11 protein-coding genes are annotated in these 14,395 nt (G+C 40.7%); all 11 read left to right on the forward strand.

Annotation, left to right across the window (positions count from 1 at the left end):
• Positions 1-60 precede the first annotated feature (60 nt).
• The 11 genes from H8B21_RS00915 (at position 61) to H8B21_RS00965 (ending at position 14,354) form a co-directional block, all read left to right on the forward strand.
• Positions 61-858, forward strand: coding sequence for a fimbrial biogenesis chaperone (locus H8B21_RS00915; RefSeq protein WP_190311920.1), 798 nt, complete (start codon positions 61-63; stop codon positions 856-858).
• Positions 851-1,900, forward strand: coding sequence for a hypothetical protein (locus H8B21_RS00920; protein WP_190311921.1), 1,050 nt, complete (start codon positions 851-853; stop codon positions 1,898-1,900). Before H8B21_RS00915 ends, H8B21_RS00920 begins: the two co-directional genes overlap by 8 nt.
• Positions 1,901-4,696, forward strand: a complete 2,796-nt coding sequence (locus tag H8B21_RS00925; protein WP_190311922.1) for a hypothetical protein — start codon at positions 1,901-1,903, stop codon at positions 4,694-4,696. It abuts the gene before it with no gap.
• Between the two features lie 149 nt (positions 4,697-4,845).
• The gene (locus H8B21_RS00930) at positions 4,846-5,424 is read left to right on the forward strand and encodes an RNA polymerase sigma-70 factor (protein WP_190311923.1); all 579 of its coding nucleotides are present in this window, start codon (positions 4,846-4,848) and stop codon (positions 5,422-5,424) included.
• A gap of 34 nt (positions 5,425-5,458) precedes the next feature.
• Positions 5,459-6,553: a FecR family protein gene (locus H8B21_RS00935; RefSeq protein WP_190311924.1), complete on the forward strand. Its 1,095-nt coding sequence runs from the start codon at positions 5,459-5,461 to the stop codon at positions 6,551-6,553.
• 249 nt (positions 6,554-6,802) lie between these two features.
• Positions 6,803-10,156, forward strand: coding sequence for a SusC/RagA family TonB-linked outer membrane protein (locus H8B21_RS00940; RefSeq protein ID WP_190311925.1), 3,354 nt, complete (start codon positions 6,803-6,805; stop codon positions 10,154-10,156).
• Between the two features lie 12 nt (positions 10,157-10,168).
• Positions 10,169-11,704: a SusD/RagB family nutrient-binding outer membrane lipoprotein gene (locus H8B21_RS00945; RefSeq protein ID WP_190311926.1), complete on the forward strand. Its 1,536-nt coding sequence runs from the start codon at positions 10,169-10,171 to the stop codon at positions 11,702-11,704.
• Between the two features lie 8 nt (positions 11,705-11,712).
• Positions 11,713-12,768 carry a metallophosphoesterase family protein gene (locus H8B21_RS00950; protein ID WP_190311927.1) on the forward strand — a complete coding sequence of 352 codons (1,056 nt, stop codon included), beginning with the start codon at positions 11,713-11,715 and terminating at the stop codon, positions 12,766-12,768.
• Between the two features lie 5 nt (positions 12,769-12,773).
• Positions 12,774-13,232, forward strand: a complete 459-nt coding sequence (locus tag H8B21_RS00955; protein ID WP_190311928.1) for a collagen-like triple helix repeat-containing protein — start codon at positions 12,774-12,776, stop codon at positions 13,230-13,232.
• 8 nt (positions 13,233-13,240) lie between these two features.
• Positions 13,241-13,753, forward strand: coding sequence for a collagen-like triple helix repeat-containing protein (locus H8B21_RS00960; RefSeq protein ID WP_190311929.1), 513 nt, complete (start codon positions 13,241-13,243; stop codon positions 13,751-13,753).
• Positions 13,754-13,763: 10 nt separating this feature from the next.
• The gene (locus H8B21_RS00965; RefSeq protein WP_190311930.1) at positions 13,764-14,354 is read left to right on the forward strand and encodes a collagen-like triple helix repeat-containing protein; all 591 of its coding nucleotides are present in this window, start codon (positions 13,764-13,766) and stop codon (positions 14,352-14,354) included.
• Positions 14,355-14,395: the final 41 nt, after the last annotated feature.

Raw genomic sequence — 14,395 nt, forward strand, 5'->3', positions numbered from 1 at the left:
AATTTGAGCTTTAGAGAACCAGATACGCTGAAACGCTATCTGGTCTCTTTTTAAATAGATATGGCATTACCAAAATACATCTTTCTTTTCCTGTTGGTAAGTATTCGGGCTTTTTCGGCCCTCGGCCAAACAGGGATATCTGTTACTCCCCCGCGAGTTTATTTTGAAATCAATCCGGGAGAATCGCGCCGTGAGCAGATCACTGTTACAAATGTGAGCAAAAGCCATCGGTTGGATCTGGCTATTTCGTTAAATGACTGGTTGTACTCACGAGAAGGAGATAATATCATTGTACCGGCTGACACGTTGCCTACTTCTTCTGCTGCTTGGGTCAGCTTCGAAGGGGATTCTTACTTCTCCCTCGCCCCCGGTGAAAGGAAAGATATCGGTGTTGTCGTCAATCGTCCGACGAGCGCATCTACGGAGGACGTCTACACGACAATGCTTTTCGTAACACAATTAAACCCTATTGATGATATTGACAGCAAGGGTGCTCAAATTAAGGTTGCCATTCGTTCGGGCATTAAACTATTTGTTCGTTCCAATCGACCACGAAATGTTATGCTTAATATCCATAATGGCTATTACGATACAGAACATAAGCGATTAGGCATTGAATTTATCAATGAAGGAAATGTATGGGCGAATGGTGATATCAAAACAGAATTGCTAAATAACCGTACGGGAGAGATAAGACGATTAGAAAACACGGTATTTTATACGATGCCTAAAGACGATCGCCTTCAATTTATCCCACTTCCTGAAAATCTCCCCATCGGTTTGTATACGGCAACTGTCATATTAGACGCTGGAAATAACACTATTGAAGCTGCAGAGATAGAATTTGAACATGAATAGCCTGATTCGACATATCGTACTTTTTATTACTCTATGTTTTGTGGGAGAAACGCGTGCTCAGCTACAGTTTCAGCTCAATTCTAGCAACAACTGGTGGAGCGTGAATAATTATTCAGGAACTACGTCAAACAATGCCTATGTACTAAAATTCGTATACAACGGAACATATCTTCATGTACCGAACTGGCGTATTGCTGCTCGCCTACGTGGCCCAATTGCTACGAACAGCAGTCAAGTATTCCCGGCCGATAAAATTACTTTTAAGATTACAAATACTTCCGGAAACTCGAATCCTCCAAGTGTCGGCGGCATTCCAGTTCCCCCATTTGTAAATCTTGCTCCATCTCCTGCTGAAGTATTTCTAGTACCGCAATCACAGATACCCTTATCGTTCCAATCAGAATACAATGGATACTATGAATTTCTTTTATATTTTGACTTCGTAATACAACCGGGAAGCTATCTCGCAGAATTGACCAATAAAGACGGTAGTAGCTATCACCAAACCTACTCCATGCCAATCGATTTCATAGCTTATGACGGTTTTGGGAATGAGATTGGAAAAATAGAACACAATTATACGATAGCGGTAGCTCCATTACAAGGTACCCCCCCTTCGCAGAACAATTATAGTCTCAAAATAGTAGGAAATGCACAAAATGCCTTGTTGGAATATAAGACAATCGCGGACTACAGAGAAGGTGCATCGGTCAATTACCCGAGAGCACTGGCTATAAGCAGTAATACAGCATACCAATTGTCCGTGCGTTCTGTAAACCCCACGTTGACTTCCTCCACGGGCGAAACACTTCCCTTGGATATAGTACGTCTCGAAGTAACACCAGACGATGGTCAACCTGTATCGATCCAAGATATTCCATTGCAACAGACTTCACAGGTCGTTATCAGAGGAAACACAACCAACAACAATTACGAGCATTTCAACATGCGCTACCATAGTAAAGGTATGCAACCACATCTACTGGAGGCCAGACCACTTCTCTATTCCACCGTTTTGGAATTTGAAATTACTCCTCAATAGATGTTTCGAACTTATTTTCTTTCGTGCATATGGTCTATTATCTTGACCTGCGGCTGTTCCGTTGTTACGGCTCAAACAGACGATCGTCCCCATGTGCATCTCAGGATCGAGCAAAAAGAAGTGACTAAAGGAGACCGTACTTTTCCATTACTGTTAAAGGTGGAAAATTTTCGCGATCAGATTTTCCAAGGGTTTATACGATGGGAAGCCGATGGGGCATTCCGTAGCTTAAAAGGAGATTCCCTCTTCATAGAGGTGGAAGCAAATCAACAACGTTATCTAGCCCTCCGCCTCCTTCCTACGCCGAAAGCAAACGCAGGAAAAAATGAAATCCGTTTCTCGCTTTGGGATAACGAGACAAAAACATCAATTCAAGAAACGAAAGAAAATATTTCTTTGGAGGAGAAAGTGCAATTGCTCATACGCCCCAGTCAAGAAGAAATCATTGTTTCCAATAATCTGGACTCTATAGATCTTACACTCCTCATAGCCAACAATGGGAACACATCTCAAGATTTGGAACTAGTATATAATTTCCCGGTACCGATAAATGGTAGTAATAGCTTTATACGCCAGGTGCAACTCTTTCCTGGAAGTGATTCCAGTTTGACGTTCCGTTTTCTGATGCCTCCCAGTTTACGGGAAACAAATGAGTTTCGAGTACAGATTACGGCGGTAGGTGGAACATCCAAACAAGTTCTAGGTCATAGCAATATCGTAGTCAAAAATCTGCGAAGTAGTAGAAGTTACAGTCAGCGTGATAACGATCAAGCTTTTCAATTCCATCACCTTAACAATGGAATCAACATTAGCCGTAGAATGCAGGGAGATCTAGCTACCTATCAATTATATGGTGGCGGCGCGGTAAATTTAAACAAAGGGATGCTTGCCCTTAATGGCAATCTTTCTTATAATACGGCTACCGACGATTTTTATGCTTCCGGCACCTCGCTGCGATACGGCCTCGACAATCTCGAAGTAGAAATGGGAAGTATCAACACAAACAGTGAAGCCAATCTTTTTGGAAGAGGTATTAAAGTGAGTTATAAAGACTCCGACGACCAACATAGTTATAGCGTTGGTATTGTGGATAATCAATTTAACGTACTCAGTTCGGAACAGCTATTTAAGCGAGGTTATGCTATTTTCGGAGAAGCAATCTTGGGTACAAATAACTTGCAAAAACAATGGAAAAGCCAGTTTGCATTTAAACAAGATCCTTATGAGGATCTCCAGAGCGAACTTTTCAGTATACACCTTAAACGTACTATTTCATCTTCTTACAGTATGGAATTTCGCGGGCATGGTGCACTCAGCCAATATCACTACTTACAACGTAACCGAGCAGACGGTGCCTTCGAGTTTATACAACGTGGTCGCCTTAGAAGCTGGAATTGGAGTGGAAATTACTTTTTCAGCAGTAATTATTTTCCGGGTATACGTCGCGGAACCTGGTTTGTTAACCATACCATGAACAAACAATTTGACAATACGGCATCATTATGGGGTAGCTTCAACTTCGCGAATTATACACCAAAATCATACGTATTTAGATATGATTACCACAACCAAAATTTAAGAGGCGAGATAGGCATGCGCTTTCCGAAATGGAATCAATTAACACCAGGTGCACGCCTTCAGTTTGAGCAAGAAAAGAGTGACAACTATAGCGTCTTGTTCTCCACACATAACGCTACAAAATTACAGGCTGTTCGTTTGGTCGAAGACTTGAATTGGCAAAGTTCCAATTACCAGCATGCCGTGTATCTGTCATTCGATAACGGGCTCGCACGCTATCCATTTTCAGACCGTTGGAAGTTTCAAGCCCGTGGAACACTTACATACGCTTTTGCAGGTTTACAATTGATGGGAAACTACCAACGTGGGGCATATTATCTCGCTGAATATTTAAATAGTCAGTACGTAAACGCCCAACGATTAGAGCGCTTGACATTGAACGCTTCTTATTTTCAAAATTTTTTTCAAGACAAATTGCAAACAAATGTAGGAATAGGATATTTTGGTGATTTTTTAGGAAGCCAGAACCCAACCTCCTATGCCAACATAAGATATGCTTTAACGGATCGTATACGGGTGTTCTTGAATGGTAGCTGGTATCAATATAGTTATACAAGCAATACAAAAAATCAAGTAACGTCAATAGAGGGTGGGCTGAGTCTATCTTTTGCTAAAAAGCAGGTTTCTAGCAAAAAGAAAGGACGCCTTGAAATCGTTTGTTTCTATGACGAAAACTCAAATGATATATGGGACGAAGGAGAACAGCCAGCAAGTGCTGTAACTATTGCTGTCAACAACGAAGTTTTCAGCAGTGATATGAACGGTAAAGTTCGCTATAGTATGCTCCCTTACGGAATTTACTCAATACACGGTGGCCTTAAGGACAACTGGTATTTTAAAAATCACGAAGTAAGCCTTTCTTCAGGTACGACGAAATTAACCATTCCGCTTAAACAAACGGGCACGTTGATTGGAAATATTCGATATGTTTTTGACGAACATCTTGCCAATGATGTGGAGGCCAAATATGCGGGCATTGCCGTTGTAGTAACCCGCGGCGATTTCTCTAAGCACGTAGTCACCGATAACGACGGGAATTTTACTATCAATTTACCTAAGGGAAAATATTTGCTCCAATTGGATCACACGACACTTCCCGAGCTGGTAACTTGTGAAAATCCAATACAAGAAGTAGAAATAACCAATAACAAAATCAATAAGATACCAGCGTTCATCTTAAACGTTCAAAATAGAAAGATCAGATTGAAGAGATTTTAAACATCTGTCCCAATTTAAAAATATTATTATATTTGTTTGGTGCTAAGGGAATAAGCTAGCTTAGAGATTTCTAAAGTTAAAGCTAAATTAAGCCTAAGTTAATATCAAATTGCTTACTTAGCCAAAAAAGTTACCGTGTTCACCAACGTATGTCAAGGGAAGATTTGAATACCGATCAATATTTATGGCAAGCCGTCATCAATTCTGATGAGCAAGCTTTTACCGAGCTATACCAGAAATATAGTTCTACCTTATATATTGTTGCATTTAAATTGCTAAAAAACAAAGAGGCTTGTGAAGACATTATTCAAGATGTGTTTGTACACCTTTGGTTACGCCGAGGCAAACTCCATATATTGAATATCAAATCATATCTCTATCGAGCGGTAAAAAATAAGGTGATTGACTTAGTCCGCAAAAATAAATACCATATCGAATTGGACGAGGTGCAGGAATTGATCGCCAGCGAATGTGCAGACTCCGCATTGTTGAACAAGGAAATAGAATCTGCGATAGAAAAGAGTGTGAACGAGCTTCCTGCGAAATGTGCCCAAATCATTTCGCTTAAAAAAAACCAATCTCTCAGCAACAAAGAAATTGCGGAGCAACTAAATATCTCCACAAAAACTGTAGAAAACCAAACCACTATTGCCATTAAGAAATTAAAAATATCTCTTGCTAATAAGTTGACAAATTCCTTTTTATTATTTTTTTTCTATTTTCTTTAGGGGATAGTTCCTTTTCTATCGTCTATAAGGATAGATGAAGAAGAAAAAGCTAGAAGAAGAAATTAGTCGATATTTTTCTGAAATGGAGAAAAAGCCTCCTATTTCCGACGAAACCTTTGAGGAAGATCGAGTATTAGCACGCATTCGAGAAAACATAGCCTATAAAGAAAAAAGTAGCTATCGCCGCTCGAGATGGATTCGCATAGCTGCCAGTATGGCTATTTTCTTTGCTTTGGGCTTGGCATGGTATATAGGACGACAATTTGAAACGACCACATTTGAAACCGTATCGTTTGCTGAGCACCCAATATTGCCCGGTAATCAATCAGCTATTTTAACACTGGCGGATGGGAGTAAAATAAACTTAGACAGCTTGGGAGAAGGAAGTTTTACAACGGCGGATGGTATTGAGGTCATCGTGGATAAAGACGGAAACATCTCCTATCAGCACAGGCATAATGTCGAACTGACAACACCCAAACTACATCGCATAGAAACGCCCAAGAGTGCACAATACGCATTACAACTTCCAGATGGTACAAAAGTCTGGTTGAACTCTCTATCACAAATCAAATATCCTATTGAATTTGTAGGTCCGCAACGAAAAGTAGAACTGGTTGGAGAAGCCTATTTTGAAGTCGTACACAATCCCAAACAACCTTTTATTGTGGTTACTGCACAACAAGAAGTGAACGTTTTAGGGACCTCTTTCAATGTTTTCGCCTATCCGTCTGAACCCGAACAAACTACGTTGATAGAGGGATCGGTTAAGGTATCGTGTGGAAACAATGAACTCATGTTAATTCCTGGTCAACAAGCCTACACCAGCATAGATGGCTTTTTATCTATGAAAACAGTTGACACCAGTACATTCACTGCTTGGAAAGATGGCGATTTCAGTTTTCAAGACACGCCTATTAAAGAAATTATGAACCAACTCTCGAGGTGGTACGATGTTGATGTCGTATATCAAGATGCACCAGATAACCTTCGGTTAAGTGGAATGGTATCACGGTCAAAACAACTTGATACCGTCATCGATGTACTGGAAATGACAGGTAAAGTTAAATTCAGTTTAGAAATAAATCAACAGACAAAAGAAAGGAGGATAAAAGTAAAAAGTCTATAGCAGAAACTATCCGGAAAAAAATCAGAAGTGCGGGAACACTTCTGATAACAGATCATCCGGCAATCAACTATTATAATATCACACAATCAATAAACCGTTAAAATCTTAATTCAAATGTATGAAAATTTATTCAAACAATTGACCAACCTACTATGCCCCAAAAATAGGGGCAGAAGTAGGGTCGCCCCTATAAAACATCATACTCGATCTTCATCTAGATTATCGAATATTCCAATTAAATATGTTATTATGCGTATTTCTCTTTTAGGTCTATTTCTAGGTATATTCTTAGTACATGTCCACGCAGACGTTCGTGCACAACGGGTTACCCTATCCAAACAGTCAATGACATTGATTGATTTTTTTAAGGAGATCAGAAAGCAAACGTCTTACGATTTTGTATACGACCAAGCCATTACAGCCGGCAAAACGATTAGTATACAAGCTAACCAACGAACGGTAGAAGAAGTATTAAATACTGCTTTAAAAGGCCAAGGTTTAACATGGGATATCAAAGACAAGATCATTGTTGTCCGAGAGGCCCCAAAAGCGATTGAAGATAAGATTTTCGAAGAAATTCAACAACGTGTGAGCGGGAAAGTCGTAAATGAAAAGGGTGAGCCATTAGCGGGAGCGACATTGGTCCTCCACGGTAAAGATTTTCTGACAGTTGAAAACGGCACATTTGATTTCCCTGCCAATGTAGGAGATCGGATCACGATTAATTTTATCGGGTATCAGCCTCGAACTATCACTGTCGAAAACTTCAATCCGATGACCATTCGTATGTCGCCACATCTCGAAGAGATGGAGGACGTTGTAGTTACAGCACTTGGTCTTAAGAAGGCAGAGGCTGGACTGGGTTACGCGGTAGAAGAGGTAAAAGGCGAAGTATTTGAAAAAGTAAAATCCGATAAGGTCATCGATTTGCTTGCCGGCCGTGTCGCAGGTTTACGTGTTAACAGTCGCTCGGGCGTATTGCAGGATGCTGCCATCACACTCCGTGGACGGGAACCATTATATGTTGTCAACGGGAATCCCGTTGGAGTAGGTTTTCGCGGTATAGCTGCCGATGATATTGAAAGTATATCAGTACTCAAGGGGCCACAAGCTTCCGTATTATATGGGTCGCGCGGTATTGACGGTGCGATTGTGATTACAACGAAAAACTCGGGTACAAGTGAACAAGTTGAAATAGGGGTTAATTCCTCAACGATGGTTGCGGCTGGATTTGTTGCTGCTCCGGTAGCCCAAGAGATATACGGACAAGGCGAGTTTGGCCAATATGCCTATCGTGATGGAAAAGGTGGCGGGCTCTACGATGATATCTGGATATGGGGGCCAAAACTCGATCAACCAGATCCAAGTACCCCTAGTGGATATTGGGAAACACCTCAATATAACAGCCCTGTTGATCCTAATACTGGCGAATTGGTTCCCCTACCCTGGGTATCACACAAAAATAACTTTGGAAATTTTATACAAAACGGTTTAACCACAAACAACAATATTACACTTTCGCAAAAACTAAACGATGGCGGATACAGTATTGGCGTGAACCAAATGTATAGAAAAGGAATGATTCCAAATACGCGGGTAAACCAAGTGGGTATCAATATGGGTGGTAACTATACCATTCGCGAACGCCTGAAAGTAGATGCCAATATAAACTATAGCCATCTATTTACCGACAACTATCCTCCAGTAGGATACGCCAATGACCAAGTTATGTACAATACCGTGATGTATATGGGTGCCAATACGGACATTATGGATCTGCGAGATTATTGGGTAGAGGGACGAGAAGGATACGAACAACGCAACTACAACTCTGTCTGGTTTCAAAACCCCTGGTTTCTAGCGTATGAACACCTACGTCCGTATGCGAAAAAACGGGTAATTTCTTCTTTAAACTTTGATTATGATTTAGGCAAGAATACACATTTTATATTAAAGGCAGGTAACGACTATCAATACACCATTAATGAATTTCAACAACCCTATGCTTGGGTAAATGGGGAAACAGGCAGTTACGAAAAAACAACTTATGATGAGACCTTGCTCGATATCAACGCCATATTGACTACCAAACAGCAATGGCGAGATTGGGAGATCGATTTTATGGTTGGTGCAAACTGGAACGAATTAGATAGAAACACTTTAAATGGATCTACAAACGGTGGGCTTATTGTACCTGGGGTCTATAATTTCACCAACTCGAAAAGGCAAGCAACCGTTTATGATTATCGTACAAATAAACGGATGTATGGCGTCTATGGTTCAGCCACACTTGATTGGCGGTCAGCTGTATATCTTACCTTTACGGGTAGAAATGACTGGTCGACAGCACTCAATCGAGACAACCGTTCTTATTTTTATCCTTCTGTTTCATCCAGTATTGTCGTATCCAACCTACTAAATATGCCAGACCCTATAAGTTTCCTGAGGATACGAGGTTCTTGGGTTAACGTAGGCCGGGATATGGATGCTTATAATCTTTCTACAACCTATTATATGTCACAAGTTTGGGGTTCCGATCCCGCTTTTGCGATAGATGATCGCGTCATCGATCCTGATATAGAACCAAGTATGACTGATTCTTATGAACTCGGCCTAGACATCCGTTTCCTGAACAATAAGCTTCGCCTAGACGCTTCTTATTTCAATACATTAGATAAAAATTGGATACAACAAGTCAACATTCCGACGCCATCCGGCTATAGTACCATGCTTACAAACGGGAATGCCTATCTGCGGGACGGGTATGAGTTTATTTTAAGCGGTACGATTAAAGAAACCGACGATTTCTCTTGGAATACTTCTTTGAATTTTTCGAGTTTCAAAACAGTACTTTATTCCATCTACAACGATTTGTCAAGTTATGGCAACTTTAAGGTGGGAGATCGCTCTGATGCCTTTTATGCGTCTGTTTACCTGCGTGAACCAGGAACGGACAATTTCGTGGTGGGAAACAACGGCTTGCCTATGGTTGACCCGTTTAGCCGAAATTTAGGAAACAAAGATCCAAAATGGGAAGCCGGAATCACCAATAATATACGCTATAAAGACTGGAACTTCAGTTTTAACATCAGCGGAAGACTCGGTGGGTTACTCTACTCCGAGCTTACTGCCCGGATGATAGAGACCGGAGCTGACAAACGTACGGCCGTTCCGGAGCGTGAAGAGGATTGGGATCGCACACCATCTTATATTCCCGACAATGCTGTAGTGATTACAGGAGGTGAACTTAAATATAGCCCCACAGGCGAAATATTGGAAGATACGCGGACTTTTGCCCCTAGCGAGCATCCAGTTATGTTTAAGGATTGGATGCGCCAAATGGGAAGTCTCGGAGGCCGGATGACCAAAGACTGGAATGTATATGATGCCTCTTTTCTCAAAGTCAGAGATGTATCTATCTCCTATACATTGGATAAGCACCTTAAAAATTGGTCGGCGATCAAATCGGCCAATATATCTTTTATTGGCAACAATCTCTTTCTGGCAAAAAAACTGCCATTTGAAGATCCAGATGGCAATGTCAGTACATTGGGCTATCCTACAGAGCGTTACATTGGCCTGAATCTTAACGTTAAATTTTAAAATGCTAAACCTATGTTACATATAAATAGATCAATAGCGATACTTTCATTTCTGGTGGTTATGCTGTGCTTATCGGGATGCAGGAGCACGATGGACGAAATCAGTCAGAACCCCAATAGGTCAGAGGTTATCAACCCCGAGAATCTCCTCACTTATCTCTGTATCAATACGTTTAGCCCTAATGTACATGGATTAGAGCGGAATCGAAACAATTTCTACATGGACTGGCGCTTTGGTGGTGCACATCTCAATTGGTTAAGAAGAAACTTTACTGCTGAATATCGGTTTGTGACTATCAGTAACCAGATGAAAAAAGAAGCAGAACGATTGGGCTATGACGAATATATCCCACTCCAACGTTTTTTTAATGCTTACTGGATGTTTATCACCACCCGACTATACGGCGATGTCCCTTACAGCGAATCTAATCAAGCCGACGAAGGGATTTTTCTCCCCAAATATGATCCGCAGGAGGATATCATCCACGGCATCCTCCAAGAACTGGAAACAGCTAATCAAGAGTTGGCAGTACATGCCGACAAACGTGTTTCTGGTGATTTTATATTTGACGGAAATTTGCACAAATGGCGTCAACTGGTCAACACACTGCGTATACGTGTATTGATAAATCTTACCCAAAAACAAACAATCAAGGGGGAAAGTGTGCAACAGCTTTTTGCTGATATTATCAACGATTCCGAAAACAACCCATTGATGCAAAATTTGGAGGATAGCCCTATTCGGTACGAAACCAACAACCCGAATAACTATTTCATATATTCGCAAAACGATTTCATTTCGGGTTACCGGATTACCAAATTCGTTGCCGACTATATGAAAGACCGTCAAGACTACAGATTGACACGGTTTGCTCAACCAACTATCTATGCAGAAAACAATGGACTCGATCCCAATGATTTGCAAAACTACGCCGGAACAAATCCTTGGCCCAACCAAGAAAATAATGTCAATTATCAATATGAAGACAGTGGAATTATATCGCGGATTAATAACCGTTATCATAGAGAACCGGTAGGGCCACCTACGATGGTCATCGGTTATCCCGAACAAGAATTCATTTTGGCAGAAGCCATCGTAAGGGGGTGGATTACAGGCAATGCTGCTCAACATTATGAGAATGGCATTGAAGCATCTTTCAAATATTTTGAGGTAGAAAACAGAAGCATGGCATATCTGCAACAACCACTTGTTCAGCTAACAGGCAGCAATACGGAAAAAATAGATAAAATTATCACACAGAAATATCTTAATTTCTTTATGGCTGGTTCGTATGAACCTTATTTCGAACTGAGAAGAACGGGCTATCCAGATTTTGCCGCATATGTCGCCCCAGACATATCAACTTTATACAATAATGGTAGATTACCACTGCGCTATCTCTATCCATTGGGTGAAATAAATGATAATAAACAGAATATTACGGAGGCAATTTCACGCTTACCCGGAGGAGATCAAATTTTTTCTAAAATGTGGTTACTCCAAGGTCAAGACGGACTACGCAACCCGTCTCCCTTTCCATTTCAATAATAAATATCATGAAGAGAAAAGAATTTTTACAACAAGTTTCATTAGGTCTCGGATCCATCGTACTGAGCGGAGGACTACTATCTTGCTCTAAAGGAAAAGAAAATGGTCCAGACGAAAACCCTATAGAAGGCAATCCCATTAAAACAGATGGGACGTTACGAATCGGCGTTATTACCGATGTTCACAAAGACTATTTCCCTTATGCCGACGAATATCTGGAAAAGTTCATTACGGCTGCCACAGCTGCTAATGTTGATTTTATTATACAGATTGGAGATTTCACTTATCCCCATTTTCGGAACGATGGTTTCCTCTCTATTTGGAATTCCTTTGATGGTCTCAAATACCATGTTTTAGGAAATCATGATATGGATACGTCCAGTAAAGCAGATTTTCTAAATTACGTTGACCAACGCGATTTAGGTGCTCATTATTCCTTTGATGCCAATGGGTTCCATATCGTTGTATTGGACACCAATTTTATTAAACAAGGCAATTCATATACTCCTTATAATGCTCGGAATTATGCTTCACATCCGAACAACGAAATTGGATTTGTTTCTCCCGAGCAACTGGAGTGGTTGAAAAATGATTTAGCAAAGGCTGATAAGCCGACGGTACTTTTTTCCCATCAACACCTTAACGGTTCGGCGGGAAACAGCCAGGAAATCCAAACGATCATACGGGAGGAAAATAAGAAAGGTAAAAAAGTAATTGCTTCATTTAGCGGTCACAATCACCAAAACTGGTTAGTAGAAGTCGACAAAGTGAGCCACATCCAAATCAACAGTTCTTCCTATTTTTATGTAGGCCCTAATTTTCCCGATGTTACCGGTCGTTTCCCGGAGAATGTGGAAAACAACTATTCCGTTATGAAGAAATCAGCACCGTATGACGACTCGCTTTTTGCCATTGTTGACTTTAAAGGTCCTGAACGCATCATTCAAATAGAAGGAAGAGAATCTAACTTTATCGCTCCTTCTCCTTATGATTTGGGATATTACACCTATCGGGATCAAATGAGCCCGTCTTCTAATATTAATAATCGCACCATTAAATTCTAGAAAAAATGAGAACATTGAAAATATATCTCGCTTTATTGTTATCATGCAGTGTATGCTTAGTGTCTTGTGTCAAAGATGGAGAAATGGGTCCTCCGGGCGAAAAAGGAGTAGAAGGACCACAAGGTCCGCAAGGAGATAAAGGTCCAAAAGGAGAAGATGCTGACACCAAACAAGTTGAAGTATATGCTTCGGATTGGTTTAACAGCGCTTTTTCTGGCTCGGGAACGAATTGGAGATTTACTATTCCTGCTCCACAGATTACGCAGGAGGTATTGAACAAGTATATTGTACATGTCTATTTCTTCAATCTAAGTGGCAATTATCTTTATAAATTACCCTATAAAGGAACATATGCTTCAACCAATAAAATTATAGCAAACACCAAGGTAGGCGAAATTGAGATCCAAAGTACATATAATGTAGGTTCGCGATATCGCTTTGTCATTATTGACCCTACTAAATAAATAAAGACATGAAAACAAGATTATTTTTGACACTTATCATAGCATGGTGCATAGGTTTGTCCGCCTGCACTAAAGAATCTCCTGATGGGCCTCAAGGTCCACAAGGGGAGCAAGGAGATCCGGGAGACAAAGGAAATCCGGGACCTTCAGGAGACGATGGAGAACAAGGTGACGTAGAGGTCATTATTTCCGCATGGGAGAAATATAATTTTACAGGTTCGGCACGTGCTTGGCAGAGCGAAATTATAGAAGAGGCTGTCACACAAGATATTTTGGACAAAGCGGATATTACCGTATATGTGAAGATTGATGGTGCTATTTACGAGTTGAATTACTTTACGAATACGCATAACATTTCACAGGCTATAGTATTGGGCAAAATACAGTTATATAGTTCATTTGACGTCTCAGACCATGAATTCCGCTATATTATTGTGCCAGCAGGAGCAAAACCCGGGATCATGAAAGACCAAAAGCTACATTATAGTGATTATCAAAAACTTTATGGGTTCAGCAATTAACACGTATATTATGAAGACTTCACATTTATTATCTATCAGTTATATTATTGTTACGCTTCTATTTAGCCAGTCGTTTCTATCATGCCGGAAGCCATTGCTTCCCGGGCCAACTGGTGAAAAGGGTGAAAAGGGAGATAAAGGTCAAAAAGGAGAAGATGGTCAAAAAGGCGACCCGGGGGCAGGTGGTGGCATTGGAAATGTTTATTATTCTGATTGGGCTTATTATAGTTTCGAGGGCTTATCCTCAGGATACTGGCGCTACACCGTTACCGAGCCCGCCATTTCTAACGATATCATCACCAAAGGCACCACAGTGGTGTATTTTAAGCGTAACAATCGAGTCTATAAGGTGGATTACCTAACCGATACAGAGTCGTTAACCCAACGCATAGAGTTGGGTCAGATATGGCTTTATAGCAGTTGGAATCCAAGCGATGGTACGATGTTTCGTTATATCATCATCCCTCCTACAGCATCCAGCAACTCCTCATCGAACAAGAGTAGTGCAAAAATGAATACGAAGACTTCGCAACAAGCGTCTCTTGCAATCAATTTGGACGATTATTATGAGGTTTGTGAAATATTAGATATTGAACCTTAATTTTTATTTTTGAGGGGCTGTCTTTCCAAGGCAATCCCTCA

Source organism: Sphingobacterium chuzhouense, assembly GCF_014692525.1.
Lineage (GTDB): Bacteria > Bacteroidota > Bacteroidia > Sphingobacteriales > Sphingobacteriaceae > Sphingobacterium > Sphingobacterium chuzhouense.